Raw genomic sequence first — 25,280 nt, forward strand, 5'->3', positions numbered from 1 at the left:
TGCCGTCACACGTGCGCACGGATTGTGCGGCGATGCTGCCCTTCACGAACATACCGGTCATTCCAACGTTGCAGTACTCGTCGCGGCGAACTCAGCTCGTGGCGGCCAACCGGGCGCCGGCCTCCTCGAGCCACCGCAGCGGATCGGCCATGGCGGCCGCCGTGCCGCCGGCGAGTTCGGTGAGCGAAACCGCTGCGGCGAACTGGTGCGGATGCGCGTCGAGGGCGTCGGCATCGATGGCGCCGGCCACAAGCAGGGCGGGGGCGCCGGCCGCCGCCGCCAGTCCGGCCAGGTACGACGGCACCTTTCCCCCTGCGGACTGGGCGTCGAACCGGCCCTCGCCCGTGATCACCACGGCTGCGCCGCGCACCACGGCCGGAACGCCGAGCGCCTCCCCGACGGCGGCGGAGCCCGCCGCGAGCCGGGCGCCCCAGGCCAGCAGCCCGAACGCTGTGCCGCCGGCCGCGCCGGCACCCGGGGTCTCCGGATCGACCGGAAGCAACCCGGCCAGCCGGGTGAGGCCGGCGTCGAGCTCGGCGATCTGCGCGCTGTCGGCACCCTTCTGCGGACCGAATACGGCCGCGGCCCCGCTCGGTCCGAGCAGGGGGTTGGTGACATCACTGAGAATGAGCGCGCCGCGAGGCGGTAGGGCGGGCAAGCCGGTCAGGTCGACGGTGGCGAGGTCGCCGAGCGCGCCGCCGCCGGACGCCGCCGGCCGGCCGTGGGAGTCGAGCACAGTGGCACCGAGTGCCGTCAGGGCACCCAGGCCGCCGTCGGTCGATGAGCTGCCGCCGAGGGCGAGGTAGAGCCGGTTCACTCCGTGGGTGAGGGCCGCGGCGATCGCCTGGCCGAATCCGGTGCTGTGTGCGGCGAGCGGACGCAGCGGCTGGAGCAGGGTGATGCCGCTGGTGTTCGCCAGTTCCACCACCCCGGTGCCGTCGGGCAGCAGGAGCCAGTGGGTCTGCACCGGCCGGTCATCCGGGCCGGTCACGGTCACCGGCATCCGGGTCGCCCCTGGCACGGCCAGGGCGAACGCGTCGAGGGTGCCCTCGCCGCCGTCGGCCATGGGCATCAGCGCCAGGTCGTCGCCGGCCCGCACCGACCGCCACCCGGTGGCGAGCGCTCGGGCCACCGCGGTCGCGCTGGCCGTTCCCTTGAACGAATCCGGGGCGATCACCACCCGCCGCGTCGTTGTCATCGGGCTCCTCCATCGGGAATTCCCACCGGCATCCGGGCCCGGAAGCCCATCCCAATTGGAAAACGTTTGCCCCAGCTTGATCGCGCGGGTGCGTCGTTGTCAAGGAGTCATCAAATCCAAATCCGTCGTCGGGATTGCGCCGCGCGATGTCGTGTCCTAAACTCCGGGTAAACGCTTTCCCCGCATCGGCAGGACGCGACCCCTCAACGAAGAAGGACACCCTCGTGGCACAGACTCTCGGCATCATCGTCAACGGCGCATCCGGGCGCATGGGGTATCGGCAGCACCTCGTGCGCTCGATCCTCGCCATCCGCGACCAGGGCGGCGTGCTGCTCAGCGACGGCAGCCGGGTGCAGATCGAACCGATCCTGGTGGGCCGCAGCCACGCCAAGCTCAAGGAACTCGCCGACAAGCACGGCATCGCGCACTACACCACCGACCTCGACGCTGCCCTCGCGGATGATCGCTGGCAGATCTACGCCGACTTCCTCGTCACCAGCGCCAGGGTCGGCGCGCTCAAGAAGGCCATCGCGGCCGGCAAGGCCATCTACACCGAGAAGCCCACCGCCGAGACCTTCGACGAGGCGCTCGAACTGGCGGCCCTCGCTGCCGCGGCCGGGGTGAAGAACGGCGTGGTGCACGACAAGCTCTACCTGCCCGGTCTGCAGAAGCTCAAGCGCCTGATCGACTCCGGCTTCTTCGGCCGCATCCTCTCGGTGCGCGGCGAGTTCGGCTACTGGGTGTTCGAGGGTGACTGGCAGCCGGCCCAACGCCCCAGCTGGAACTACCGCGCCGAAGACGGCGGCGGCATCATCGTCGACATGTTCCCGCACTGGAACTACGTGCTGGAGAACCTGTTCGGCCGGGTCGAATCGGTCTACGCCCAGGCCGCCACCCACATCCCGGTGCGGGTCGGCGAAGACGGCTCGGCGTACCCGGCCACGGCCGAAGACGCGGCCTACGCCGTGTTCCAGCTCGAGGGCGGCATCGTCGCCCAGCTCAACTCCAGCTGGACCGTGCGGGTCAACCGCGACGAACTCGTCGAGTTCCAGGTGGACGGCACGCACGGCAGCGCCGTGGTCGGCCTGTTCAGCTGCAAGATTCAGCCCCGCAACGCCACCCCGAAACCGGTCTGGAACCCCGACCTGGCCGAGGAGCACGACTACGCCCAGGACTGGCTCGAGGTGCCGACCAACGACGTCTTCGAAAACGGCTTCAAGACCCAATGGGAGGACTTCATCCGCCACGTGGTCGAAGACGCCCCGAACGAGTTCGATCTGCTGGCCGGCGCCCGTGGCGTTCAGCTGGCCGAGCAGGGCCTACTCAGTTCCGCCACCGGCCGGCGCATCGACCTGCCGCTGGTGACCCTGCCCGGCAGCACGCCCACCCCCGCTCCGGATGCCGCAGCCCCCGCCGCGTCTGCCGCCGTTTCGTCATGACCGAACTCAGCCTGCTCGAACCGGCGGGTGCCATCCGGCAGGTGAGCCTGAACCCGGCCCCGGCGTTCACGAAACCGGTTCGCCCGCTCACGTCCAGGATCGCCTACGCCGCCGCGCACGTGATCCCCCGCCCGTTCGCCGAGAACGTGCCCGGCGCCCCCGCCGACATCGACTGGGACGCCACCCTGGCGTTCCGGCACCACGTCTGGTCGTGGGGCCTGGGTGTGGCCGATGCAATGGACACCGCCCAGCGCAACATGGGCCTGGGCGCCGCGGCCACCCGCGAGCTGATCAGTCGCAGCGCCGCCGAGGCCCGCACCGTGGGCGGGGCGCTGGTGGTGGGGGTGAACACCGATCACGTCGAGGACGAGCAGATCTCGCTCGACGCAGTGATCGACGCCTATCTCGAGCAGCTGCACTTCACCGAAGAGGCCGGCGCCGGTGTCGTACTGATGGCCAGCCGCCACCTGGCGCGCGCCGCCGAGACGGCCGAGGACTACCGCCGGGTCTACCGGGCGGTGCTCGACGCTGCCACCACCCCGGTGGTGCTGCACTGGCTCGGCGCCGCCTTCGATCCCATCCTGGCCGGCTACTTCGGCTCGACCGACAGCGCCACGGCGTCGAACACCGTGCTGGCGATCATCGAGGAGAACCGCGACGCGATCAGCGGCATCAAAATGAGCCTGCTCGACGCCGACGCCGAGATCGCGCTGCGCGCGCGGCTGCCCGAATCCGCCACCATGTTCACCGGCGACGACTTCAACTATGTCGGCCTGATCGCCGGCGACGACGGTGCCGAGGGTGCGCCGGCTCGACACTCCGACGCGCTGCTGGGCGCATTCGCCGCGGTAGCCCCGAACGCATCAGCGGCCATCCAGGCTCTCGACGCCGGCGACCCGGATGTCTACCACCGCATCCTCGGCCCCACCGAGGCGTTGTCCAGGCAGGTGTTCGCCGCGCCGACCTTCTACTACAAGACCGGGGTCGCGTTCCTGTCCTGGCTGAACGGCCACCAGGCCGCGTTCAGCATGGTCGGCGGACTGCACGCCGCCCGGAGCCTGCCGCACCTGTCCGAGATCGTGCGCCTGGCCAACGACTCTGGGGCGCTCGAGCGCCCCGAACTTGCGGCCGCGCGCTGGAGCAGCCTGCTCACCCTGAACGGACTGCACGCATGACCTCCACCGTGCCCGCGGCACCGGCCGCCGCCGAATCGACGGCGGTGCATCCGCGCCTGTCGATCAACCAGGCCACCATCAAGTACGCCGACCTCGCCACCGCCCTCACGGTCACGGCCGCGGCCGGCGTCACCAGCATCGGCCTGTGGCGGGAGCCCCTCGCCGAGGTGGGCCTTCCCACCGCGGTGAGGTTGATCGCGGATTCCGGCCTGCGGGTGTCGAGCCTCTGCCGCGGCGGGTTCTTCACCGCGCCGGAGGGAGCCGTGCGGCGCGCTGCGCTGGACGAGAACCGTCGCGCCATCGCCGAGACCGCCGCGATCGGTGCCCCCACTCTCGTGCTCGTGGCCGGCGGCCTGCCGGAAGGTTCCCGCGACCTGGTCGGCGCCCGCGAACGGGTGCGCGACGCCATCGGCGAGCTGGCCGACGACGCCCGCGCCGCCGGCGTGATCCTGGCGATCGAGCCGCTGCACCCCATGTACGCCTCCGACCGGGCCGTGATCAGCACCCTCGGCCAGGCCCTCGACCTCGCCGAGCAGTTCGGGCCGGATGCCGTCGGTGTCGTGGTCGACACCTTCCACGTCTGGTGGGACCCGGCCCTGGCCGCGCAGGTCGCCCGCGCCGGAGCCGGCGGCTACATCGCCAGCTACCAGGTCTGCGACTGGGCCACCCCGCTGCCGGCCGACGTTCTGCTTGCCCGGCACTACCCGGGCGACGGCGTGATCGACTTCGCGGCCATCTCGGCGCTGGTCACGGCCGCGGGCTACACCGGCGACGTGGAGGTCGAGATCTTCAACCAGGCGATCTGGGACGCCCCGGCCGCCGACGTCGTGGCCCGCACCGCGGCATCCTTCGGCGCCGCCGTCGCGCCGCACCTCTAGCCCGCCGGCCGCCGGGTCCGCGCGTTGGGCCCGCGCCCCGCGCCCCGCGCTCGCGGCCCGCGCTCGTCCCAGCATCCGCTGCGCGCCGTGAGTCACTCCCATCCGCTGTGCAGAACCGCCTGAGTAGGCTGGAATGGTGAATGCTTACGCCGCTGTGCCCGTCGACCCCGAATCCGCCGCCGCACTCGAGGAGCGTGGCCTGAGCCTGGCCGTGCTCGACGCCGCCGACAAGCAGGCCCTCGCCGTGTGGGTGCTGGCGGATGCCCGCGGCTTCCACGAGATCACCCCCAGCGAGAGCTCGCTCACCGTGCAGGTCGACGACATCGCCACCGACCGGGTCACCGGCGTCTGGGATGCCTCGCAGGCCGACCCCGCCACCCCCGTCGCCACAGTGCGCTCCTGGGAGATGGGACTCACCGTTCCCGGCGGCGCCACCCTGCCCAGCTACGCCATCAGCTCGGTCACGGTCTCCCCCACCCATCGCCGTCGGGGCATCGCGCGGGCCATGCTCACCGGCGAGCTCCGCACCGCGGTGCGGTTGGGCCTGCCGATGGCCATGCTCACGGTCTCTGAGGCCACCATCTACGGTCGCTACGGCTTCGGCCCATCCGCCCGCCAGTCCGCCTACATCGTCGACACCAGCCGCGCCCGCTGGACCGGCCCCACCCCCGCCGGCCGCATCCAGTTCGTCAGCCCGGAGTCGCTGCTCGCCGACGGCCCCGCCGTTTTCGACCGCACCCGCGATCGCTCCCCCGGTGAGGTCGACCGCCGGGAGATCTGGTGGAAGCGCACCCTGGGCCTGCTGCCGAACGAACCCGAGGCCCGCAAGCGCGGCATCCGGGCGGTGCGGTACGACGATGCGAACGGTGAGATCGCCGGCTTCGCCCTCTACGAGATCGCGCTGCAGAACGTGAGCCAGCCCGGCCAGCTCAAGCTCGTCGACCTCGTCGCGGCCACCGACGACGCCTACGCCGCGCTCTGGCGATTCCTGGTGGAGATGGACATGGTCAACGAGATCTCCGCGCCCCTCCGCAGCATCTCCGAGCCGGTGGCCTGGCAGGTGGCCGATCACCGGGCCGTGCGGAAGACCAGCGAACGCGACCACCTCTGGCTGCGCATCCTCGACGTTCCGGCGGCGCTCGGCGCCCGCCGCTACACCGCGCCCGGCCAGTACCTGCTCGACGTCACCGATGACCTCAGTTTCGCCCAGGGCCGGTTCCTGCTCACCGTGGCCGCCGACGGGTCGGGGCAGGCGCATCCGCTGCTGGATGCCGCTGCCCCGGTCGGCGCTGTCGAAGTGGCCCTCTCGGCGGCCGACCTGGCCTCGCTCTACCTCGGCGGCACCAGTGCGGTCGACCTCGCCCGCGCCGGGCGCATCACCGAGCTGACCCCGGATGCCGCCGTGCGCCTCGACACGGCGCTGCACTCGGCCTACGCACCACACCTCAGCACCTGGTTCTAGGGCCGGTCGGCCCTGGTTTCGCGGCCGGAGTTGTGGTCGTAGGCTCGTTCTGGGCCCGCGACATCGATCCTCCCAGCTGGCTCACAGCACCCGACAATCGACCTCATGGTTTCGGCCGATACCGTCGAGGTGACAATCTGTCTCGACGAAACGGCAAACGCAGTCCATGAACGCACAAACCCCAGGCCAGCCGCTCCCCCCGAAGAAGGACCGACGCGAAACCGCGCGCGAAAGCGCCCGGTTGATGCGGGAGGAACAGAAGAAGCGGGAGAAGCGCAACAAGTTGTTCCTGCGCGGCGGCATCGGCCTGGCGCTCGTGGCCATCGCCGCGATCGTGGCCGTCCTGATCGTGGGCAGCGTCAAACCGCCCTCGCCCGGCCCGCTGAACATGGCCAGTGACGGCGTGCTGATGCAGGGCGACGGCACCACCATCTCCGCCGTGCCGACCGCGGCGACCGCCGCCGACGCCGAGCCGGTGGCCACCGACGTGAGCGCGCTCACCGACACCGTGAACATCACGGTGTACCTCGACTACCTGTGCCCGTACTGCAACCAGTTCGAGACCACCAACGCCGCCCAGCTCACCAGCTGGCTCACGGCCGGAAATATCACCCTCGAGACGCACCCGATCTCGATCCTGGACCAGTCCTCCAACGGCACCAAGTACTCCACCCGGTCGGCCAACGCCGCCGCCTGCGTGGCCAACTACCAGCCCGACAGCTTCCTCGATGTGAACAGCGCCCTCTTCGCGAGCCAACCCACCGAGGGCACCAGCGGACTCACCGATGACGAACTGGTCAGCCTGGTTCAGGATGCCGGCGTGACGGACGAGGCCGTCGCCACCTGCATCACCGACCAGACCTTCAGCGGCTGGGTCAAGGACGCCACCGACCGCGCCCTCAAGGGCCCGCTGCCCAACACCGAACTCGCCGCCGTGACCGGCACCCCCACCGTGCTGGTGCAGGGCGTGCAGTACACCGGTGCGCTCGACGACGCTGCGGCGTTCGAGGCGTTCGTGATGGAGCAGGCCACCGCCACCGCTGACGACTCCACCGACAGCGGCGAGTAACCCGGCGCTCGCATCCCGCTCGGCTCCTGTGGCCGGTGCGGACAACTGTTGCCGGTACGCCGGGCGCAGAAGTCCGAACCGGCCACAGTTGTCAGCCCGACCCTGCCGGACCGGCTCACTACGCGGAGGACACCCGATGCACGACAACACTCGGCCGACCGCCACCGCTGGACCGACCGGTGACACGGGCGCAACGGACGGCGCGGCGACCAACGGCAGGACCGCCGGGAGCCACGCGGCCCGGCCGCTCGTGCACGGTGCCACCGTGGATGACGCCACCCGCTGCGTGCACTACAACGGACCGACCGACATCGTGGCGATCGAATTCCGCTGCTGCCGGCGGTTCTACCCGTGCTTCCAGTGCCACACCGAGACGGAGTCACACCCGGCCGAGCAGTGGGCGCCGGCGGAGTGGGCCGAGCCGGCCATCCTCTGCGGCGCCTGCGGGAGCACCCTCACCATCGACGAGTACCGCTCGGTCTCAGCCTGCCCGCGCTGCAGTTCGGCGTTCAACGACGGATGCCGGCTGCACGCCCACCTGTACTTCCAGGTTCCCGCGCCGCCCGCCTGACTCCGGCAGCACGACAAAAGGCGCCCGGCAATTCATGCACCGGGCGCCTTCTGTCGGGTGGGGGTGGGCTACATCGGTCCCGCGTGCTCGGTCAGCCAGCCGTACGGGTCGACGGCGGTGACGCCGTCGAGGTGCAGCTCGAGGTGCATGTGCGGACCGGTGCTCTGACCGGTGCTGCCGACGCTGCCGAGCTGCTGGCCGGCGACCACGGATTCGCCCTCGCTCACCGTGATGGAGCCTTCGAGCATGTGCCCGTAGGTGCTGGTGATCTTCTGGCCGTCGACGACGTGGTCGACCAGCACGTGTACGCCGAGGCCGCCATCGTCGAAGTTCGTGACGGAGCTCACCACGCCGTCGGCGATCGAGCCGATCGGGGTGCCGACGCCGGGGTTCATGTCGAGGCCGTCGTGGAAGGTGGAGCATCCTGCGCAGGGCGCAGAGCGAGGCCCGTAGTTCGAGGAGATCCGGGTGACGCCGGGGAACGGCCAGCGCACGGCGGAGCCCGACCCGGCGACGGCCGCGGGCGCCGCCGCGGCGGCGGGAGCGACCGCGACGGGCGGGGGCACCACGATCTCGGTGGCGGTGTAGCTGTCGACCTGCACGGGAACGGGGGCCTGCGCGGTCACGGTGAGGCTCTGCTCGGGCGCAGCCTGGCGCAGCGCCGGTGCCGGCTCCGCCAGGGTTCGGGTGGCGCCGTCGGTGTCGAGGTAGGCGGCCTGGGCGGGCAGTGCTCCCATGGTGGTGAGCATGGCGACCAGGGTCATGGCGGTGACGGCGGAGGCCTGTCGGCGGCGCGACGGCGGCGCGACGAAACCCGTTCTACGCTTCCGCATAGGCCTCCCCGGAGAGGAGGCGGGCAAGGGTGTTGGCAATACAGGCGGGCATGACGGTGCTTTCCGGTCGAGGCGGGATCAGGGCGCGGATCCACAAGACCTCAGAGGGTGCACTCGCCGGCGGCCCGGAGGCGTCCGGCCCGAGTCGGGCATGGAGCCGTCAGGCCCCACGGGCCCGGCGGATGGAATCCTGCTGCTGCCCGGCGACATCGTCGACTCCGAGAACAACAAGATGACGATATGTCAATAATCTGAGTAAACCGTGTGCGTGCATGCAAACGCAACGGATCGCGAGTTGCCCGGGTGCGGACGAGCTGCCCCGGCGCACCGGGGCAGTTCGTCCGTACGAGGGCAGCTCGCGGCCGCTGTTACCGCTTGGCCTCGAAGTGCACCTGGGTGAAGCCGCCGGCGGCGATGAACACGGTGCCACTCCGCTCCGACCCGTGACCGCGGTTGGTGTCGCCGATGGCCTGCCCGGTGGCATCGAAGCCCTGCTGCACGAGCCGCTGACCCCGCGGCACGTCGATGCGGCGTTGGGTGTCCCGGGTGTCAGCGCTCACGTACAGCGTCGAGTCCCCGGCCGGGCCGGTCACGGCGACGGTCGAGATCAGCGGCTGGATCAGCAGCGCGTCCACCTGCGCCGCCCCATCCGTCGTGCCGACGACCACTGTTGCGCGGGCCGGCAGCGCTGTGGAGAGCGCGAGCGGCAGCAGCCTGCCTGGCGCCTCGGTGACGCCCTGCTCGCCGGCGTCGCCGTTCAAGGTCTCGCCGAGCTGGGTGGTGCCGTGCTTGCCCTGGCCCTTCCGGCCGGGCGCCGTCCAGGCCGTTGCTTCGGCCGGTTCGACGACCTGGTTCACGATCGGATGCACCCGCCGGGGCTGGTCGCTCGCGGGCACCGGGATGCTCAGGCTGTCACCAGCCGCGAGGGTCACGTAGGCGCCGCCGGACCAGTTGGCCTCGCCGGTCCAGGCGGACTCCGCGGTGCTCACGCTGCCGCTACCGGTGATCGTGCCGGTCTCGGCCTCGATCACGCTCAGGCCGGCGGTGGACACGGTCTCGTCGATGCCCAGCGCCGCGGCCTTGAGGTCGGGGTGGGCGTCGAGGGTGAGCATCGAGAACAGGGCGTGGATCGTGGATTCTGCGCCGGAGTTGGGGTTCACCCGGCCGTCCCGCTCGATTCCGTCGACGGCGGTACCGGTGGCCGGGTCGTAGGCCGGCAGCCCGCTGCGGTTGGCGCCGAAGTACCAGCCGGCGGTGATCGCGGCCAGGTTCAGCAGGCCGGGGGCGTCGGCCGCGTCGGCGGTGGCGACCAGGCTCTGCAGCCGGGAGTCGACGCCGTAGGCGATCTGCGCTTCGCCCGGGGTGGGCGACCAGGCGTTGTCGGGGCCACCTGCGGCGAGCAGCTGCGGGGTGAACTGGGCGGTGTCCTGCACTGCGGCAGCGAGCAGATCCGGGTTGTCGAGCACCACGGATGCCTCCGCCACGGCCGCCGGGGCCAGGCCGCCCCAGGCCTGCCACAGGCTCTGCGACCCGGTCCAGGGCAGGATCGCCCCGAACGGCCAGTCACCCGCGGCGCCGGCGGTGGTGGTCGGTGCGGAACCGGGCTTCGGGCGGGCGGTGTCGCCGGCAGCGGCCGGCGCGGCGGCGTCGGAGGACATCAGGGCCACGCCCTCGCTGAGCTGCTCGAGCGCGGTGCGGGCCACCGGAGCCGTGGGTCCGGTCGGCCCGGCGGCCACGTAGGCGGCCAGGCCGAGAACGGCCTCGGCCGACGCATCCGCGCCGCCGGAGATCAGCCAGGCCGGCACGCTCACGCCGTCGGCCACGTCGTAACTGCCGTAGTCGCCGAGCGACTGGGCGTTGAGCGCGGCCAGGCTGAGGCCGAGCCGTTCGTCGAGGAAGGCGGCGAATTCTGGGTCGTCGGCGGCGAAGGCGGCGTAACCCTCACCGAGGGCCCAGACAGTGCGGGCGAGCCAGTACGACTCGGCGGAGTCGCTCGGGTCGGGCAGCTCGACCGGCTCGGCGCTGGGGTTCAAGCTGCCATCCGGCTGCTGCCAGAGCACCACATTGCCGGCGTTGGGCCCGTCGGTGGTCTGCAGGTAGGTGAGCGAGCGGAGGGTCTGCACGGCGTGCTCGCGACTGGTCGCATCATTGGTCTGCTGCCAGTGCCGCAGGTAGACCACGGCCGTGCGGGCGATGTCGTCGGCGTTGTATGCGCCCTGGCTCCATTCATTGGTGGCGGGGTCGAGGGTGCCGCCGCCGATGCGGGTGTAGCTGCCGTCGTCGTTCTGGTCGGCGTAGGTCCACGGCGCCTCGGCGGTGGGCTGCTCGGCTGCCTGGTAGGTGGTGTGCCCGGCGAGCACCGGCAGCGGCACCGTGTCGAGCAGGAAGGTGAGATGGCTGAGGTTGGTCAGTGGGGCGTCCGCGGCGACTGTGCTCACGGCGCTCGAGGCGGGTGAGGTGAGAGCGGATGCCGGCGCGGCGGCGAGCGCGCCGGCCGCGGTGAGCGCCACGGCGAGAACGGCCGCGAGGGCGGTGCTCGCCCGGCGCGGGCGGGCCCTGACGGAACCAGGCAACGCGGCACCGGAGTGCGCGGGTTGGGGCTGAGCCAGGGTCGCAGGGGTGAGGGGGCATGATTCTGCTGATCGAACATCGTTGTACGTCATGCGCACACTAAACCGGTTAAGGTGCGGGTTGTCAAGGGCAGCCGGCCACCCTCGACCGCGACCTGCCCGATTGCGGACGACCTGCCCCGGCACATCGGGGCACCTCGTCCGCAGCGGGGCACCTCGGTGAATCCGGCTCCCTCGCGGGCGCCCACGCGCCACGCCGGCGGCGATTTACGCGCGCGACACGGGGATCTTCGACCGGCTCTCGCTGCGCTCCGCGAGGGGCACGCGCACCTCGAGCACGCCGTCGCGGTAGGTCGCCGACACGTCGGCATCCTTACTTCCGCTCGGCAGCGAGATGTCCCGGGCAAACGCTCCGTACCGGAACTCGGTGCGGTAGCCGTGCTTGTCCTTGTGCTCGGTCGTTTCCTTGCGTTCGGCCTGGATGTGCAGCACACCGTCGGCCACCGAGATTTCCACATCGGAGTCGGGGTCGACACCCGGCAGCTCGGCCTTCACCACCAGGGTGTTGCCGTCCTGGTACTCCTCCACGCGCAGCGCGGGCGACTCCCAGTCGCCCTCGAAGAAGCGTCGCACCGAGTCGGGCAACTCGAATCGATCGCGCCGCGATACTCCACCAGCCATGATGCGTCTCCTTGGATCGGGTCTGATGCGGGCCAGAGTACCCCTGCCCTCGCCGCCCCGCGGCCCGGAGACGCGCGACTCAGAGCAGCTGCGCCGCGCGCAGGTCGGCCTTCAACCGCGGGGTCAGCGGGTCGACGATGTCGTCCCACTCCCGGTGTCCGCGCAGGTACGAGGCCGTGAACGGGCAGATCGCCACCACCCGCAGCTGCCGGGCACGCACGTCGGCGAGCGCGGCCGCCACCAACGTCGAGGCCAGGCCCTTGCCGGACTGGTTCATATCGATCTCGGTGTGCAGGAACACCCGTTGGCCGTCGTGGTCGGCGTAGGTGGTGTACCCCACCCGCTCACCGTCGAGCAGCAGCACATAGCGGCGCTGATCCTCCACGAGTTCGACCGTGCGGGTCTCCATGGTGCCGTTCTCGGCGCCGGCATCCGATGCATTAGTCATCCCCCCAGTCTGCCAAGCCGACCGAAGGATGCAAGCCCCGATGCCGCCTTACTCGGCGAGGCCGGCCGCGGCTGGTTCGACATCGGCCGCGTCGACCTTGGGCCGGGCGCGCCGGAAGGTCGACCGTTTCGGCTGCTCCTTGAGCTGCCGGCGCACGTCGTCGAGAATGTCGGTCACCGTGACCAGGTCGGCGTGGCTCAGCCGGTCGAAGAGCATCTCCCGCACCAGCGCGACGTACCCGGGGATGCCCGCGCGCAGCACGTCCAGTCCGGCCGGCGTCACACTGGCGATCACCGATCGGTCGTCGTCGGGGGCCGGCTGCCGCAGCACGTGCCCCTTCTTCTCCAGCTGCCCCACCTGGTAGGTCAACCCGCTGCGGGAGACCGTGAGCGCGTCGGCGATATCGGTCATCCGGCGGCCATCCGCGCCGCTCTCGGCGATGCGCAGCAGGATCTCGAACTGCGCCAGGGTGAGGCCGACGGTGTCGCGCAGATTACGGTCGGCCGCGTACTGCACGATGTTCGACGTCTCGAACAGGGCCACCCAACCGCGCATCTCGTCCGCCGACATGGACGCGGACGGTTCGGGAATTCCCATAGTCACTTCTCCGTTACGGTGGGTAGACAGTTGTTTCGAATACGAAGCACTTGACGGGCTCGATCCGAGCCCTAAGTCCAGTGTCCTCCGCTCTACCCGAAAGAAGACAATCATGACCAACGCCATCTACACCGCATCCGCCACCTCCTGGGGTGGCCGCACCGGCAAGGTCGTCACCAGCGACAACAAGCTCGACCTCGACCTGTCGATCCCCAAGGACATGGGTGGCGACGGCGGGCCGGGCACCAACCCCGAGCAGCTCTTCGCCAGCGGATGGGCCGCGTGCTTCCACAACGCCCTCAAGGCCACCGCGCGCCAGAACAAGATCGACGTGTCGGAGTCAGCCGTGACCCTCACCGTCAACCTGGTCGGCAGCATGGCCGCCGGCCTCGACTTCGAGGTCACCATCGAGGCGCAGATCCCGGGCGCCGACCCCGCGACCGCCCAGGCCGCGATGGAAGCCGCGCACGCGGTCTGCCCCTACTCCCGCGCCACCCGCGGCAACATCAACGTGGTCCTGAGCGTCGTCACCGACGAGGACTGACCCGCCGCCCCGGGTTCCGTTCCCGGTTCTGTTCCCGAAGCGGACGATTGCGGCCGGTGCGCCGGCCGCAATTGTCCGCACGGGGAACAGTTGCGACGCGCGAGCCCGCCGTCCGCGATTGGCCCCGCGGCCGCGAAGGGCCTAGCGTTCCAGTCATGACACTGAGCGCAGCCGGGAGCCCTGCCGGTCGGGCGGGCGACGCCGCATCCGCCGCTGGCACCACCGGGGGCGCCGCGCCCGGCTCCGGCGCGGCCGACCGGCGCGAGCGCCTGCTGGGCCGCATCGTCGACTACGTGCTCGAGCACGGCATCGCTGACCTCACCCTGCGCCGGCTCGCCGACGCGGTCGGCTCGAACAACCGGATGCTGCTCTATTACTTCGCCAGCCGGGAAGAGATCATCGTGGCGGCGTTGAACGCCGCCGAGACGCGCTTCCCCGGCATGCAGGCGTTCCTGGTCGGCGTCGACGATCCGGCGGTGCCGCTCGACACCCGCCTGCACGCCGCGTGGGCCACGATCGCCGACCCGGCCAACCTGCCGTTCCACCGCCTCTTCTTCCAGGTCTTCGGCCTCGCCGGGTTCGAGCAGGAGCGGTATGCCGATCTGCTCGGAACCATCGGCACCGAGTGGGCCGACCACGTGGCCGCCGCGATCGCGGCCGAGGGTGTACCGCCGCAGAACGCCCTGGTCTTCGGCCACGAGATCGTGGCGCTCTGGCGCGGGCTGCAAGCCACTCTGATCGGCGCCGGCGACCCCGGCATTGTGGCGCAGGCCGCCCGGCGGGGCACGGATGCCCTGCTCGCACGGGTGCACCAGGACCGGGCCGCAGCCGGCTCACGCTGACCCGCGGCCGGCCCATCCGTCGCACCGGGCCCACCCGGGAGACGCAACCAGCCGGCATGTTAAGAGTCTGTTACGTGGCTGGACAACCCAATGAACCATTTGGTTCAATCGGAAGAGAGGGCCGACCGGGCCCACCGACAGACAGGGACTCCCCCACCATGAAACAGATGCACCTGGGCGTGTTCGAAGTTGCCGGACCACAGGTTGGCGGCACCCTCAGCTGGCCGCACCCCCGTAGCGAGTCGCTGCGCTTCCACGAGCTCGACCACTGGATCCACATCGCCCAGTTGCTGGATGCGGCCGGTTTCGATTTCCTGTTCTTCGCCGACGGCTACGGCTTCCCGGCCATCGACGGTGACCTGCCCGACCTCGCCGTGCGCGGCGGCATCAATTTCCCCGCCCTCGATCCGGCGCTGATCATCCCCACCCTGGCCCACCTCACCGAACGGCTCGGCTTCGTGGTCACCTCCTCCACCGGCCTCGACCACCCGGTGCAGACCGCCCGCCGGTTCGCCACCCTCGATCACCTCACCGGGGGCCGGGTCGGCTGGAACATCGTCACCGGCGCCTCGCAGAACACCGTCGCCCAGCTCTTCGGCCACACCGAGATGACCCAGCACGACGCCCGCTACGACCAGGCCGACGAATACGTCGACCTGGCCCTCACCCTGTGGGAGGGCTGCTGGGAAGACGACGCCGTCGTGGGCGACAAGACCGCCGGCGTCTTCGCCGACCCGGACAAGCTCCACCGCATCGAATATGCCGGCGAGCATTTCCGGTCGTCGGGCTACTTCACCGTCGACCCGTCGCCGCAGCGCACCCCGGTGCTCTTCCAGGCCGGCACCTCGGCCCGCGGCCGGGCCTACGCCGCCCGCAACGCCGAATGCGTGTTCGTGCAGGGCACCACGGTCGACCAGACCCGGGCGAACGTCGCCGACATCCGCGCCCGCGCCGCCGAGAACGGCCGCGACCCGCAGAGCATCCGGGTGATGGTGGGCGTCACGATCACCGTCGCCGCCACCCACGACGAGGCGCTGGCGCTGCGCCAGGAGTTCGATGACCTGCAGACCGACGAGGTCGTGGCCGTGCTCTACGCCGGCAACACCGGTATCGACCTGCTCGCGCTCCACCCCGACCTGCCGCTCAGCCAGATGAACAACGGCACAGGCCCGGCCGGCCAGATGGGCCAGAGCAACATCGACCGGTTCCTGGGCACGGACGGGCGCCCGGCCCCGACGGTGCGGGAGATCCTCGACCAGCTCCGCGGCCGCGGCACCCGCGGGTTCGAGGTGGTTGGCAGCCCCACCGAGGTCGCCGACCAGCTCGAGGCGCTGATGGACGACACCGACCTCGACGGCTTCCTGCTCGAGCCCGTGTTCGACCCGGCCGACCTCGAAGACTTCGCCGCCCTGGTCGTGCCGGAACTGCGCCGCCGCGGCCGGATGCCCGCAGTCGCCGCCACCGGCACCCTGCGGGAGCAGCTCACCGCATCCGGTGATCCGCACCTGGCCGCCGACCACCGGGGCGCCCGCTTCCGGGTGTCCCCGCCCGCCGCGGTCCTCGCCCCGTAACGACCCGTCCGCACCACTAACGACCGCGGGCCCGCCACCTCATCGGTGACGGGCCCGCGGTCACGCAGGTGCGCTGGGTTACGCGGCCTGGGCGGTGCCCACGGCGGCGACGAGGCCGACGACGACCTCGTTCAGCTGCTCGACGACCTCGGCGTCATCCTTCGGGTGCACGTCGGCGAAGCGCACGACGGAACCGGGGATGGCCAGCTTGATGTCTTCGAGCACGGAGGCTCCCGCGATGCCGAGGGCCTTACGGGCCTCGTCCTGCGCCCAGACGCCGCCGAACTGGCCGAACGCGCTGCCGATGACGGCGACGGGCTTGCCCATGATCTGGCTCTCGCCGTAGGGGCGCGACGCCCAGTCGATGGCGTTCTTGAGCACAGCAGGGATGGTGCCGTTGTGCTCGGGGGTGATCACCAGGACTGCGTCGGCACCGCTGAGCGCACTGCGGAAGGCGACGACGGACTGCGGCACGGCTGCCTCGGTGTCGATGTCCTCGTTGTAGAACGGCAGGTGGGCGATGCCGTCGAACACCGTGAGGGAGACACCCTCCGGGGCGTTGTGCACGGCAGTCTCGGCGATCTGCTTGTTGGTCGATCCGGCCCGAAGGCTGCCGACGAGGACGAGGATTTCAGTCATTTGGGTTCTCTTTCTGGTTCTCGGGTGCAGGGCGGATGCCGCTCCGGCGCCTAAGTGGAATCAACCTTCCACACTGAGCCCAACCGAGAACCGGAGAAACTATTCCACTAAGTCGTAGAATTGTTTTATGACCGGGTCAGCACCGACGCTTGCACCATCGACGATTCCCCCTGCCCTGCGCGCCGATGCCGCCCGCAACCGGGAGTCGATCGTGTGCGCCGCCGCCAAGGCCTACGCCAGCCGGGGCACCGATGTTTCGCTCGAAGACGTCGCCCATCTCGCCGGGGTGGGCGTCGGCACCGTCTACCGGCGGTTCCCGACCAAGCAGGCCCTGCTGGACACCCTGTTCGAGGGCAAGATGAGCGAGTTCGCCGAGCACGCCGAGCAGATGGCGGCCCTGGCTTGCTCCGATCCGTGGCGGGCGTTCAGCGAGCACGTTCTCTTCCTCGTCGGCGAGCAGGCCAAGGATCTGGCCTTCAGCGACCTGCTCCGGGATCCGGAGGCGACGTCTCCGGCATTCCAGGAACATCATCGCCGTTCCATCGCTGCCTCGCAGGCGTTGGTGCGGGCCGCGCAACAGGCCGGCCTGCTGCGCGACGGATTCAGCCATTCCGACCTGCTCCTGATCACCGACGCCAACCACGGCGTCGTCCAGCACGCCGGGCAGGATGCCGCCGCGGCCTCTGAACGCTTCGGCCGCTACATGCTCCAGGCATTCAGCAGCCGCTGACCCGCAGCGCTGACTCGCAGCACTGCCGCCTACCCCCAGGCGTCGGCCATCTCCTGCGGCAACGTCCGCAGCACGGCCCAGCGCTCCGGCACGACCAGGCTCGGCAAGACGAACGACCACATCTCGATCACGCGCTGCCTGAGATCGGCGCGTCCGGTCAGCACGTCCGAGACGACCTGCACACCAGTGAACGCGGGGCTGATGAACCGGGCTGCGGCCTCGACATCCGTGTCGGCCCGCACATCACCGTCGGCGATGGCGCGGCGCAGCAGCAGGTCGCAGGCGGCGATCCACTCCTCGTAGGGCGTCACCACCGGTGCGGTCAGGCTGCTGGATTCCAGGGTGAGGCGGATGCCGGCGCGCGAGACCGGGTCTTCGCGCAACTGCACCGCGAGCTCGAAGCACAGCCGCAGCAGCACCTCCAGCCCGGGCTGGTCGCTGTGCAGCAGCTCGTCTCCGAGGGCAATGGCGCGCTGGTGCTGGGCGTCGACGATCGCCAGGGCCAGCGCCTCCTTGGACGCGAAGTGGAAGTACAGCGCCCCCTTGGTCAGGTCCGCGGCCGCGCAGATGTCGGCCATGGAGGTGCCGCCGTAGCCGTGCGCCGTGAAGACGGCGGCGGCGGCGCGAATGATCACCGCGCGGGTTTCAACGGCACGAGCCTGCTGGGTCATGGAACTCCTCGAGCCGGAGCGGGCGCCCCGAGGCGCGTCACCTGGACCGATTCCGGCCTCGTCTTCAATCGAATCATACCGTTTGGTATGCTTTGAGGAGGCCGGGCGAACAATCCGGGGGGAACCTGTTTTCCCGGCCGACAACGCTTGCATCACCGCACTCCGTTGAGCCGGCCCTCACGCCGTGCACCCGGCCGGCTCAGGCCCGGGGCGGCACCACGAGCACGGGGCAGTCGGCGTGCCGCACGCACTGTTCGCTTACCGAGCCGAGCAGCATGCCGGCCAGGCCGCCGCGGCCCCTGGAACCGACCACGAGCATCCTCGACCCGTGCGAAACCTCGATCAGGGCCTTCGCCGGACCGCCCATCACCACCCGGAATTCCACCGTGAGTTGCGGATGCCGGGCCAGGGCCTCCCGGGTGTCGCGGGTGAGCTTCTGCGTCACCGCGTCGGCATAGTCGGAGTACGAACAGACGTACCCGAATTCCCAGTTGGCCGGGCGAGGAGCCGTGTCGATGGTCCAGGCGCGCACGATGGTCACCGGCACGCCGAGCCCGTCGGCCAGATCGAGGGTCACCTCCAACGCCCGCTCAGCATAGGCCGAGCCGTCATGCCCGACCACGATGCCCGTGCGCGGTCCGGGCTGCTGTGCCGGTTGATCGGCGGCCTCGGCGCGCACCGCTGCGGCGTCGCTCGAGGGTCCGCGCGGCGGCTCCGCCACACTGTCGGCGCCCTGGCCGCTAGCCGTGTCAGCATCCATGATGACCTCCCACCGTGCAGCCGGCGCGTCCGACGTTGACGGTTCGATCCCATTCAACCGCCCGGGGCGCCCGGCCGGAAGAGGAATCGGGAACGGGGCTGCTAATCCTGCAGGGCGAGATGCTCCAGCAGGGCCTGCCGGCTGTCCAGGCGCAACTCGAGTTCGTTCATCACCATCGCGGCGAGGTCCTCGAGGCTGGCCGTCTCGCTCTCCGAGAATTGCCGCGGTTCCTGGTCGATCACGCACAGGGTGCCGAGGTTGTAACCATCCCGGGTCCTCAACGGCACCCCGGCGTAGAACTGCAGCCCCATCTCCCCGGCGACGAGGGGGTTCGCCAGGGCGCGCGGGTCGATCCGGGCATCCGTGACCACCCAGGGTTCGTTGTCCAGGATGGCGGAGGCACACAGGCCCGCATCGCGGTCGATGTGATCCACCGACAGGCCGTGCTTTGACTTGAACCAGATCCGGTCGTGGTCGACCACACTCACCAGCGCGATCGGCACGTCGAAGATCCGGGCGGCCAGGGCGGTGATCCGGTCGAAGGTGCCGTCCGGCGGGGTGTCGAGCAGGTCATACCGCCGCACCGCGTTCATCCGGCCGTCCTCGTCATCGGCGTCCGCCGCGCCGGCTCGCAGGTCGAACCGGTGTCGGCCGTCGGCATCGATGATGAGTTGGCGTAGCGCCCGCACCAAATCGGGCACGAGCGGGCGGTCTTCGGGCGCCCGCGCCGTCATCGCCGTGATCAGCTGGGCCCACTCCTCCGGAACACCGTCCGGGATCTCCGGATCATTCATCAGTCGGGCCAGCGCAGACGGCACGGCCGAACCGGGGAAGGCGAGGTGGCTGGTGAAACACTCGAGCAGCACGAGTCCGAGCGCGTAGACGTCGCTGGGCGGCCCCACCGGGTTTCCCTGAGCCTGCTCGGGGCTCATGTAGTGTGCACTGCCCGTGGCCGATCCGTCCGCGGTGTTCCGAGCTTCATCGGCCAGGAGCGCCACCCCGAAGTCGGTGAGCTTGGCCCGGGTGCGGGAGTCGTCGCCGTTGTAGTCCACCAGCAGCACGTTCGCCGGTTTGACGTCGCGGTGCACCACCCCGCGCTCGTGCATGTACTCCAGGCCTTCGGCCAGGTCGTAAGTCAGCTGGGCGATCTGTCGCACCGGCAGTGGGCCGCTCACCAGCTTCCGGCGCAGGTCGTCGCCCTCGATCAGTTCCATCACCAGGTAGATGTGCGGCTCGGCCGGGTCGCTGCGGTCAACGGCGGCGTCGAGCAGGGTGACCAGGCTGTGGTGGTTGAGCGAGGCGAGGATGTTGACCTCGTCCTCCTGGCGGCGCACATCGGCCGGGTCGATAGCCGTGGCACGAAAGATCTTGATGGCCACGTTGCGGCCGAGAAACTCATCGGTGGCCTTGTAGACGGCGCCCATGCCGCCCTGCCCCACCAGTTCCAGCAGCCGATAACGACCTCGGAGGAGATCGTTCTTACCGCGGTTCTGCAGCAGGTCCATGGCCAATCCTTCCCGACCTTCAAGTCTATCAATCCGACCTCGAAAACGCTGGGGAAATATGCCCGCCTGGTAGCAGCCGCGGCGCCGGCTGGCCGTCTTCCCACCCGGCATGCACGCAGCTTCGCTAGGGTCGAACAATGAGGTTCTTCGCGCGCCACCGTCTGACCGCGCTCGCGACGATTGCGGTTCTCGTGGTCAGCCTGGGCGGTGCCGCCCTGATCGGTGCGGCGGCCCGCGCCGAACCCGCGTCGGCGGCAGCACCGACCACACCGGTTGCCACCGACACCATCGACCTCGCCGCCTTCGCACCGGGCCGCATCCTCAGCGACTACAACTTCTTCAACTCCGCCGCCATGACCGAGGCCGAGATCCAGGATTTCCTGCAGTCGCGCAGCTGCATCCGCACCGACTCGTCGCCCTGCCTGTGGGAGTACCGGGAAAGCACCGCCGACCAGCCCGATGCCGGCGCCGGCCACTGCGATGCCTACCGGGGCGCTGAGAACGAGCACGCCAGCACCATCATCAAGAAGGTCGCAACGGCCTGCGGCATCAGCCCGCGGGTGCTGCTGGTGCTGCTGCAGAAGGAGCAGTCCTTGCTCAGCCGGCCCACCGAGTCCGGCTATCTGCGCGCCACCGGCTACGGCTGCCCCGACACCGCTGATTGCGATGCGGATTACTTTGGCTTCTTCAACCAGGTCTACAACGCGGCCTGGCAGTTCCGGCAGTACACCCAGGAGCCCGACCGCACCTACCAGATCGGTGACGTCGAGGTGGGGTACAACCCCGACGAGGCTTGCGGTGTGAGCACCGTCGACATCCAGAACCAGGCCACCGCCAACCTCTACAACTACACGCCGTATCAGCCCAACGAGGCCGCCCTTGCCGACCCCGACAGTGACGGCGACGGATGCTCCACCCACGGCAATCTCAACTTCTGGCTGTTCTACACGGCCTGGTTCGGCTCGGGCGATACCGACCCCTTTCCCGAGGTCTTCGGCTCCTGCCTCAACCTGACCGGTGGCCAGCCGTGCCGGCCGGCCGAGCTGATCCCCTCGATCTGACCTCACCCCGAAGAGAAGGACCCATCGTGGACATGCCGGCCGACCGTCACCTCGTCTACCAGACCAGCCTCATGAGCGCCCTGCTCGACGGTATCTACGACGGCGACACCACCGTGGCCACCCTGCTCGAGCACGGCGATTTCGGCTTGGGCACTTTCAACGCCCTCGACGGCGAGATGCTCATCCTCGACGGCGTCTGCTACCGCATGCGGGTGGACGGCACCGTCATCCCCGCGGATGCGAGCGACCTCAGCCCGTTCGCGGTGGTCACCCGGTTCGTGCCAACGGTCACGATCCCGGTCGACGCACCCACCAGTCGTGACGAGGCCGTTGCCCTCATCAACGCCACCCTCGAGTCGGCGAACTACCTCTACGCGGTGCGGCTTACCGGCGAGTTCGAGTGGGTGCGGGTGCGCGCCGTCCAACGGCAGGAGAAGCCGTATCAACCGATGTCCGAGGCCATCCGCGGTGAGAAGACCCTGGAGTTCGGCCGGTCCAGCGGCGTCGTCGCCGGTTTCCGCACCCCGCTCTACGGCCAGGGCATCGGGGTTCCCGGCGGGCACGTGCACTACATCGACGCTGCCCATCAGCACGGCGGTCACGTGCTCGACTTCGCCCTCGTGTCTGGCACGATCGAGATCTGCATCGGCACCGACCTGCACCTCGAGCTGCCCCTCACCGCCGAGTTCGAGCAGGCCGACCTCAGCCCCGACGATCTCGCCGACCAGATCGAACAGACCGAGAACCACCGCTGACCTCGCGGGATCGACAAGCTCGATCAGCGGATGGTCGCGCCCGTCTCGCTGGTCGAGCTTGTGTAGAGCCGGTGAGCCGACCTCTGAAGCACGTCACGGGATCTCGACGAGCTCGATCAGCGGCTGCGCCCGGCCCGGTGCCTCGGCCACAACGCCGCATCCAACCCGCGCTCGAGCTTGGCGATGGTCTCCATGTCCGGCCACGCCCGGCCCTCCAGGATGCCGATCAGCGTTGCGTGGTTCATCCCGCAGGCCTCGGCGGCGCTGCGGATGCTTTTGGCCCCGATGGCTGCGCGCAGGTTCGCCGCGAACAGCCGGGCGACCTCCCCGATCGCATCGCTCGCGGGTCCGTCCGGCCACGCGGCCACCAACTCGTTCGGTTTCTGGCGCATGGTCCGTGGCATTCCCCCAGCGTACGTGCACGTCGGCCTAAGGCGTCCACCACGGCCGCAACGGCAACTCGCCGACATCGCCATGCTGATAGGGCCTGGCCATGAGTATCTGGTGCAACTGAATGCCGTTGCTCTCGAACCCGAGCCGTGATCCAGCCATATACAGGCCCCACACTTTCGCGGTGGGGAGGCCGACCTCGGCGACGGCCTCGTCCCAGTGTTCGACGAGGTTGGCGCACCAGTCTCGCAGTGTCATCGCGTAGTGCTGCCGCAAGTTCTCTTCGTGCAGCACCTCCAGGCCGGTGTCTTGAGCGTCGCTGATGATCCGGCCCGATCCGGTGAGCTCGCCGTCGGGGAAGACGTAGCGATCGATGAATCCGCGCGCCTGGGGCCGGTGGTGATTCTCGGGCCGCGTGATGCTGTGATTGAGCAACAGACCGCCAGGCCGCAGCCGGGACTGCAGAAAGCCGAAGTACGACGGATAGTTGCGAACGCCGATGTGCTCGAGCAGCCCAATCGACGACACCGCGTCGTACCCGGTGTCCGTGACATCGCGATAGTCGCCGTAACGCACCTCGGCCAGATCGCTCAGCCCCTCGTCTGCGATGGCCCGTTGCGCCCACCCGGCCTGCTCGGTCGAGAGGGTAACACCGGTGGCCCGCACGCCGCGGCGGGCGGCGTAGCGCACCATGCCGCCCCAGCCGCAGCCAACGTCGAGCAATCGGTCGCCCGGTGTCAGCCGCAGCTTTTCGAAGACGAGACGATACTTGTTCTCCTGCGCCTGGTCGAGGGATGCGCTGCCACGCGGGTAACACGCGCAGGTGTAGGTCATCGACGGCCCGAGTACCCACTCGTAGAAGGTGTTCGAGACGTCGTAATGGTGGTGGATTGCCTCGGCGTCCCGGGTCTTGCTGTGCCGGATCCCCCCGGCGATCCTGCGCCAGCGAGGCCTCGCCTCCTCGGGCGGTGGCGCTATCGGGCGCAGATGCCGAACGCCGATAGAGCGGATGATGTCGGCCATCATCCGTGCCGGGGGGCGGGTGAAAACCAGGCTGTCGGCGAGCGCCTTGAGTAGTTCATAGGGGTCGCCCGGGTGCACCCCGCGAATGTCGAGGTCACCGGCGATGTAGGCGCGGGCAAAGCCGAGGTCACCGCCGCCGGTGGCGAGATAACTCGTGCCCCGCGGACTCCTCAGATCCAGCCCGAACGACGCGTCGGGAGGCCCTGCCGAACTCCCGTCGTAGGCAGTGAACAAGAGCGGCAACCGGCCGCCGGCCAGAATCTCCACGACCTCGGCGAGGGAGAACTTGCCCGCCGTTCCCGGTTTCCCCGCCGCATCCGCCGGCGGCGTCGACGTTGTCGAGCGGTCCTTGAACGTGGTCATCGTCGTTGCACCGCCTTGGCATAGAGGTCGAGGAGCCGTGAGTCAGGGTCGTATCGTTTCTTCACTGCGCGATAGCTGTCCCCGCCGTAGAGTTCATCGAACTCCTGGCGGGAGTAGTAGGAGTCGGAGTACAGCGACTTGTGCCCGTCGAGCTCGGTGACCCGACGTTCGATCAGCCGGTTCGTCTCGCCCTCCTGCCGCCCGATGGGCACCGTCCCCCAGAAACCGACGTTGACGTAGGTCTGGTTCGGCGTGATCGGGTACAGCGGCCAGCCGCCGCTGTTGGCCGCGCGCAGGCGCAGTGGACACAGCCAGATCGGCTCGATCGGCACGGTCGACAGGAACCAGTCCAGGTACTCGCCGCACCGCGCCAGTGGAATCTCGACATCCTGCACGACCCGTTCGCGCGGCGGCCGACCGCGCAGCTTTTCGACCCGGTCGCCGATCCGAAACCGTTGTTCGTATTTCATCAGCGTTGAGTAGAAGCTGCTGCTCCGATAGCGCTTCGGCCAGATCCGGCGGATGCGTCGATCCTGCACGCCGAACGGCTTGGAACACCAGAACCAGTCGGTGTCCCACCGCCACAGGTAGTCGTGAATGGTGAGACGGTCATCCGTGATGCCGTTGTCGTGCTGGATGGAGCGGTAGTAGATCTGCTGGCCGGTGTAGTCGCTGACGGCACCAGGGGTGTCGGTCTGCACGCCGATACAGAGGTAGCTCTCTTCGGCGCTGAACACCACTCCGTCGAGGTAGTCGATCGCCACCCCGTTGAGCCGGCCGGTCTCAACGATGCGGCCCATCGTTGTGACCTGGTCGCTGAGCGAGCGGAAGCGCAGGTGCCGGAGCGCGACGAATGGCTTGACCGGCTCCAGCTCGATGCGCAGGCGCACCGCGTACCCCAGCGTGCCGTAGGAGTTGGGGAAGGCCCGGAACAGATCCGCGTGCTTGGTGGGCGACGCGGTGAGCACCTCCCCCGTGCCCGTGAGGATGTCCATCTCCAGTACCGACTCATGCGGCAGTCCGTTGCGGAACGACGTCGACTCGATGCCGAGACCGGTGACCGCGCCGCCGAGCGTGATGGTCTTCAACTGCGGCACCACCAGTGGCGCCAGGCCGGCGGGAAGGGTCGCGGCGACGAGGTCGTCGTAGGTGCACATGCCGGCCACGTCGGCCGTCCGCCCCTGGGCGTCGATCGCGATGACACCGGTCAACCCGGAGGTGTCGAGGCCCCTACCCTGCGCCTTGGTGCGAGTTCGAAACAGATTGGACGTCGGCTTGGCGAGCCGCACCGGCTCCGTCTCCGGCACGGCCCGGTAGCTTGCAAGGAGGCGCTGCACGCCTTCGGCGTGAGCGACGTGGGTATCGGCTGAAGCAACGGACACGCCCCCACGGTAGCCCGCAACCGCGCTGGAGGCGACGCCGAGAGGCCCACAGCCCGAGTGGTTGTCGCTCGTTTACGGAAAAAGCACCTTCGTTCGCTGGAACGAGGGTGCTTTGTCCGGAAA

25 protein-coding genes are annotated in these 25,280 nt (G+C 69.7%); 12 read left to right on the forward strand and 13 right to left on the reverse strand.

Annotated features, from left to right (window positions below):
- Nucleotides 1-91: 91 nt before the first annotated feature.
- Nucleotides 92-1,198 (reverse strand): glycerate kinase, encoded by a 1,107-nt coding sequence (locus CTB96_RS09525; protein ID WP_110126697.1) that lies wholly within the window; start codon nt 1,196-1,198, stop codon nt 92-94.
- 269 nt (nt 1,199-1,467) lie between these two features.
- Here CTB96_RS09525 and CTB96_RS09530 point away from each other — a divergent pair, with 269 nt between their 5' ends.
- The 6 genes from CTB96_RS09530 (at nt 1,468) to CTB96_RS09555 (ending at nt 7,792) form a co-directional block, all read left to right on the forward strand.
- Complete coding sequence (locus CTB96_RS09530; protein WP_248283314.1) at nt 1,468-2,637, forward strand: Gfo/Idh/MocA family protein; 1,170 nt, start codon at nt 1,468-1,470, stop codon at nt 2,635-2,637.
- Entirely contained in the window at nt 2,634-3,812 is a 1,179-nt protein-coding gene (locus tag CTB96_RS09535; RefSeq protein ID WP_110126699.1) for a dihydrodipicolinate synthase family protein, read from the forward strand. The genes CTB96_RS09530 and CTB96_RS09535 overlap by 4 nt, the downstream gene beginning before the upstream one ends.
- Nucleotides 3,809-4,690 (forward strand): sugar phosphate isomerase/epimerase family protein, encoded by an 882-nt coding sequence (locus CTB96_RS09540; RefSeq protein ID WP_110126700.1) that lies wholly within the window; start codon nt 3,809-3,811, stop codon nt 4,688-4,690. The genes CTB96_RS09535 and CTB96_RS09540 overlap by 4 nt, the downstream gene beginning before the upstream one ends.
- Before the next feature lie 133 nt (nt 4,691-4,823).
- Nucleotides 4,824-6,152, forward strand: a complete 1,329-nt coding sequence (locus tag CTB96_RS09545; protein ID WP_110126701.1) for a GNAT family N-acetyltransferase — start codon at nt 4,824-4,826, stop codon at nt 6,150-6,152.
- A 166-nt stretch (nt 6,153-6,318) separates the two neighbouring features.
- The gene (locus CTB96_RS09550; protein WP_110126702.1) at nt 6,319-7,221 is read left to right on the forward strand and encodes a DsbA family protein; all 903 of its coding nucleotides are present in this window, start codon (nt 6,319-6,321) and stop codon (nt 7,219-7,221) included.
- Nucleotides 7,222-7,357: 136 nt separating this feature from the next.
- Complete coding sequence (locus CTB96_RS09555) at nt 7,358-7,792, forward strand: CHY zinc finger protein (RefSeq protein ID WP_110126703.1); 435 nt, start codon at nt 7,358-7,360, stop codon at nt 7,790-7,792.
- 68 nt (nt 7,793-7,860) lie between these two features.
- Here CTB96_RS09555 and CTB96_RS09560 read toward each other — a convergent pair whose 3' ends face one another.
- The 5 genes from CTB96_RS09560 to CTB96_RS09580 form a co-directional block, all read right to left on the reverse strand.
- Nucleotides 7,861-8,625, reverse strand: coding sequence for a M23 family metallopeptidase (locus tag CTB96_RS09560; RefSeq protein WP_146215781.1), 765 nt, complete (start codon nt 8,623-8,625; stop codon nt 7,861-7,863).
- A 368-nt stretch (nt 8,626-8,993) separates the two neighbouring features.
- Nucleotides 8,994-11,288, reverse strand: coding sequence for a carbohydrate-binding protein (locus tag CTB96_RS09565; protein WP_146215782.1), 2,295 nt, complete (start codon nt 11,286-11,288; stop codon nt 8,994-8,996).
- Nucleotides 11,289-11,462: 174 nt separating this feature from the next.
- Entirely contained in the window at nt 11,463-11,876 is a 414-nt protein-coding gene (locus CTB96_RS09570; protein WP_110126705.1) for an Hsp20/alpha crystallin family protein, read from the reverse strand.
- 79 nt (nt 11,877-11,955) lie between these two features.
- Nucleotides 11,956-12,324: a GNAT family N-acetyltransferase gene (locus tag CTB96_RS09575; RefSeq protein WP_248283311.1), complete on the reverse strand. Its 369-nt coding sequence runs from the start codon at nt 12,322-12,324 to the stop codon at nt 11,956-11,958.
- Nucleotides 12,325-12,372: 48 nt separating this feature from the next.
- Nucleotides 12,373-12,921 (reverse strand): MarR family winged helix-turn-helix transcriptional regulator, encoded by a 549-nt coding sequence (locus tag CTB96_RS09580; protein WP_219993244.1) that lies wholly within the window; start codon nt 12,919-12,921, stop codon nt 12,373-12,375.
- Nucleotides 12,922-13,033: 112 nt separating this feature from the next.
- Here CTB96_RS09580 and CTB96_RS09585 point away from each other — a divergent pair, with 112 nt between their 5' ends.
- The 3 genes from CTB96_RS09585 (at nt 13,034) to CTB96_RS09595 (ending at nt 15,878) form a co-directional block, all read left to right on the forward strand.
- Nucleotides 13,034-13,465 carry an organic hydroperoxide resistance protein gene (locus CTB96_RS09585; protein ID WP_110126706.1) on the forward strand — a complete coding sequence of 144 codons (432 nt, stop codon included), beginning with the start codon at nt 13,034-13,036 and terminating at the stop codon, nt 13,463-13,465.
- A gap of 155 nt (nt 13,466-13,620) precedes the next feature.
- Entirely contained in the window at nt 13,621-14,307 is a 687-nt protein-coding gene (locus tag CTB96_RS09590) for a TetR/AcrR family transcriptional regulator (RefSeq protein ID WP_110126707.1), read from the forward strand.
- A gap of 158 nt (nt 14,308-14,465) precedes the next feature.
- Entirely contained in the window at nt 14,466-15,878 is a 1,413-nt protein-coding gene (locus CTB96_RS09595) for an NtaA/DmoA family FMN-dependent monooxygenase (protein ID WP_181397216.1), read from the forward strand.
- Between the two features lie 78 nt (nt 15,879-15,956).
- Here CTB96_RS09595 and CTB96_RS09600 read toward each other — a convergent pair whose 3' ends face one another.
- Nucleotides 15,957-16,517, reverse strand: a complete 561-nt coding sequence (locus CTB96_RS09600; RefSeq protein ID WP_110126709.1) for an NAD(P)H-dependent oxidoreductase — start codon at nt 16,515-16,517, stop codon at nt 15,957-15,959.
- 127 nt (nt 16,518-16,644) lie between these two features.
- On the opposite strand from CTB96_RS09600, the gene CTB96_RS09605 reads away from it, so the two are divergent.
- The gene (locus CTB96_RS09605; protein ID WP_110126710.1) at nt 16,645-17,247 is read left to right on the forward strand and encodes a TetR/AcrR family transcriptional regulator; all 603 of its coding nucleotides are present in this window, start codon (nt 16,645-16,647) and stop codon (nt 17,245-17,247) included.
- A 29-nt stretch (nt 17,248-17,276) separates the two neighbouring features.
- Here CTB96_RS09605 and CTB96_RS09610 read toward each other — a convergent pair whose 3' ends face one another.
- From CTB96_RS09610 to CTB96_RS09620, 3 genes are all read right to left on the reverse strand, one after another.
- Nucleotides 17,277-17,918, reverse strand: coding sequence for a ScbR family autoregulator-binding transcription factor (locus CTB96_RS09610; RefSeq protein ID WP_110126711.1), 642 nt, complete (start codon nt 17,916-17,918; stop codon nt 17,277-17,279).
- 199 nt (nt 17,919-18,117) lie between these two features.
- Complete coding sequence (locus CTB96_RS09615) at nt 18,118-18,678, reverse strand: universal stress protein (RefSeq protein ID WP_110126712.1); 561 nt, start codon at nt 18,676-18,678, stop codon at nt 18,118-18,120.
- 101 nt (nt 18,679-18,779) lie between these two features.
- The gene (locus tag CTB96_RS09620) at nt 18,780-20,183 is read right to left on the reverse strand and encodes a protein kinase domain-containing protein (protein WP_110126713.1); all 1,404 of its coding nucleotides are present in this window, start codon (nt 20,181-20,183) and stop codon (nt 18,780-18,782) included.
- Nucleotides 20,184-20,320: 137 nt separating this feature from the next.
- On the opposite strand from CTB96_RS09620, the gene CTB96_RS09625 reads away from it, so the two are divergent.
- Nucleotides 20,321-21,244, forward strand: coding sequence for a hypothetical protein (locus tag CTB96_RS09625; protein WP_110126714.1), 924 nt, complete (start codon nt 20,321-20,323; stop codon nt 21,242-21,244).
- Between the two features lie 32 nt (nt 21,245-21,276).
- Nucleotides 21,277-21,999 carry an acetolactate decarboxylase gene (gene budA, locus CTB96_RS09630; protein WP_110126715.1) on the forward strand — a complete coding sequence of 241 codons (723 nt, stop codon included), beginning with the start codon at nt 21,277-21,279 and terminating at the stop codon, nt 21,997-21,999.
- A gap of 116 nt (nt 22,000-22,115) precedes the next feature.
- Here the strand turns inward: budA and CTB96_RS09635 are convergent, their stop codons facing one another.
- The 3 genes from CTB96_RS09635 to CTB96_RS09645 are packed head-to-tail and all read right to left on the reverse strand — an operon-like array spanning nt 22,116 to nt 25,157.
- Nucleotides 22,116-22,403 (reverse strand): helix-turn-helix domain-containing protein, encoded by a 288-nt coding sequence (locus CTB96_RS09635; protein ID WP_110126716.1) that lies wholly within the window; start codon nt 22,401-22,403, stop codon nt 22,116-22,118.
- Between the two features lie 25 nt (nt 22,404-22,428).
- Nucleotides 22,429-23,775 carry a class I SAM-dependent methyltransferase gene (locus tag CTB96_RS09640; RefSeq protein ID WP_110126717.1) on the reverse strand — a complete coding sequence of 449 codons (1,347 nt, stop codon included), beginning with the start codon at nt 23,773-23,775 and terminating at the stop codon, nt 22,429-22,431.
- On the reverse strand, nt 23,772-25,157 hold the full coding sequence (locus CTB96_RS09645; RefSeq protein ID WP_110126718.1) for an FAD-binding oxidoreductase: 1,386 nt from the start codon (nt 25,155-25,157) through the stop codon (nt 23,772-23,774). Before CTB96_RS09645 ends, CTB96_RS09640 begins: the two co-directional genes overlap by 4 nt.
- Nucleotides 25,158-25,280: the final 123 nt, after the last annotated feature.

The organism is Cryobacterium arcticum (assembly GCF_003185895.1).
GTDB classification, from domain to species: domain Bacteria; phylum Actinomycetota; class Actinomycetes; order Actinomycetales; family Microbacteriaceae; genus Cryobacterium; species Cryobacterium arcticum.

Excerpts from the sequence above, each read along its gene's own strand:
- CTB96_RS09525 (WP_110126697.1), bottom strand. The coding sequence starts at position 1,198 with ATGACAACGACGCGGCGGGTGGTGATCGCCCCGGATTCGTTCAAGGGA.
- CTB96_RS09530 (WP_248283314.1), top strand. The coding sequence starts at position 1,468 with ATGGGGTATCGGCAGCACCTCGTGCGCTCGATCCTCGCCATCCGCGAC.
- CTB96_RS09535 (WP_110126699.1), top strand. The coding sequence starts at position 2,634 with ATGACCGAACTCAGCCTGCTCGAACCGGCGGGTGCCATCCGGCAGGTG.
- CTB96_RS09540 (WP_110126700.1), top strand. The coding sequence starts at position 3,809 with ATGACCTCCACCGTGCCCGCGGCACCGGCCGCCGCCGAATCGACGGCG.
- CTB96_RS09545 (WP_110126701.1), top strand. The coding sequence starts at position 4,824 with ATGGTGAATGCTTACGCCGCTGTGCCCGTCGACCCCGAATCCGCCGCC.
- CTB96_RS09550 (WP_110126702.1), top strand. The coding sequence starts at position 6,319 with ATGAACGCACAAACCCCAGGCCAGCCGCTCCCCCCGAAGAAGGACCGA.
- CTB96_RS09555 (WP_110126703.1), top strand. The coding sequence starts at position 7,358 with ATGCACGACAACACTCGGCCGACCGCCACCGCTGGACCGACCGGTGAC.
- CTB96_RS09560 (WP_146215781.1), bottom strand. The coding sequence starts at position 8,625 with ATGCGGAAGCGTAGAACGGGTTTCGTCGCGCCGCCGTCGCGCCGCCGA.
- CTB96_RS09565 (WP_146215782.1), bottom strand. The coding sequence starts at position 11,288 with ATGACGTACAACGATGTTCGATCAGCAGAATCATGCCCCCTCACCCCT.
- CTB96_RS09570 (WP_110126705.1), bottom strand. The coding sequence starts at position 11,876 with ATGGCTGGTGGAGTATCGCGGCGCGATCGATTCGAGTTGCCCGACTCG.
- CTB96_RS09575 (WP_248283311.1), bottom strand. The coding sequence starts at position 12,324 with ATGACTAATGCATCGGATGCCGGCGCCGAGAACGGCACCATGGAGACC.
- CTB96_RS09580 (WP_219993244.1), bottom strand. The coding sequence starts at position 12,921 with ATGGGAATTCCCGAACCGTCCGCGTCCATGTCGGCGGACGAGATGCGC.
- CTB96_RS09585 (WP_110126706.1), top strand. The coding sequence starts at position 13,034 with ATGACCAACGCCATCTACACCGCATCCGCCACCTCCTGGGGTGGCCGC.
- CTB96_RS09590 (WP_110126707.1), top strand. The coding sequence starts at position 13,621 with ATGACACTGAGCGCAGCCGGGAGCCCTGCCGGTCGGGCGGGCGACGCC.
- CTB96_RS09595 (WP_181397216.1), top strand. The coding sequence starts at position 14,466 with ATGAAACAGATGCACCTGGGCGTGTTCGAAGTTGCCGGACCACAGGTT.
- CTB96_RS09600 (WP_110126709.1), bottom strand. The coding sequence starts at position 16,517 with ATGACTGAAATCCTCGTCCTCGTCGGCAGCCTTCGGGCCGGATCGACC.
- CTB96_RS09605 (WP_110126710.1), top strand. The coding sequence starts at position 16,645 with ATGACCGGGTCAGCACCGACGCTTGCACCATCGACGATTCCCCCTGCC.
- CTB96_RS09610 (WP_110126711.1), bottom strand. The coding sequence starts at position 17,918 with ATGACCCAGCAGGCTCGTGCCGTTGAAACCCGCGCGGTGATCATTCGC.
- CTB96_RS09615 (WP_110126712.1), bottom strand. The coding sequence starts at position 18,678 with ATGGATGCTGACACGGCTAGCGGCCAGGGCGCCGACAGTGTGGCGGAG.
- CTB96_RS09620 (WP_110126713.1), bottom strand. The coding sequence starts at position 20,183 with ATGGACCTGCTGCAGAACCGCGGTAAGAACGATCTCCTCCGAGGTCGT.
- CTB96_RS09625 (WP_110126714.1), top strand. The coding sequence starts at position 20,321 with ATGAGGTTCTTCGCGCGCCACCGTCTGACCGCGCTCGCGACGATTGCG.
- budA (WP_110126715.1), top strand. The coding sequence starts at position 21,277 with ATGCCGGCCGACCGTCACCTCGTCTACCAGACCAGCCTCATGAGCGCC.
- CTB96_RS09635 (WP_110126716.1), bottom strand. The coding sequence starts at position 22,403 with ATGCCACGGACCATGCGCCAGAAACCGAACGAGTTGGTGGCCGCGTGG.
- CTB96_RS09640 (WP_110126717.1), bottom strand. The coding sequence starts at position 23,775 with ATGACCACGTTCAAGGACCGCTCGACAACGTCGACGCCGCCGGCGGAT.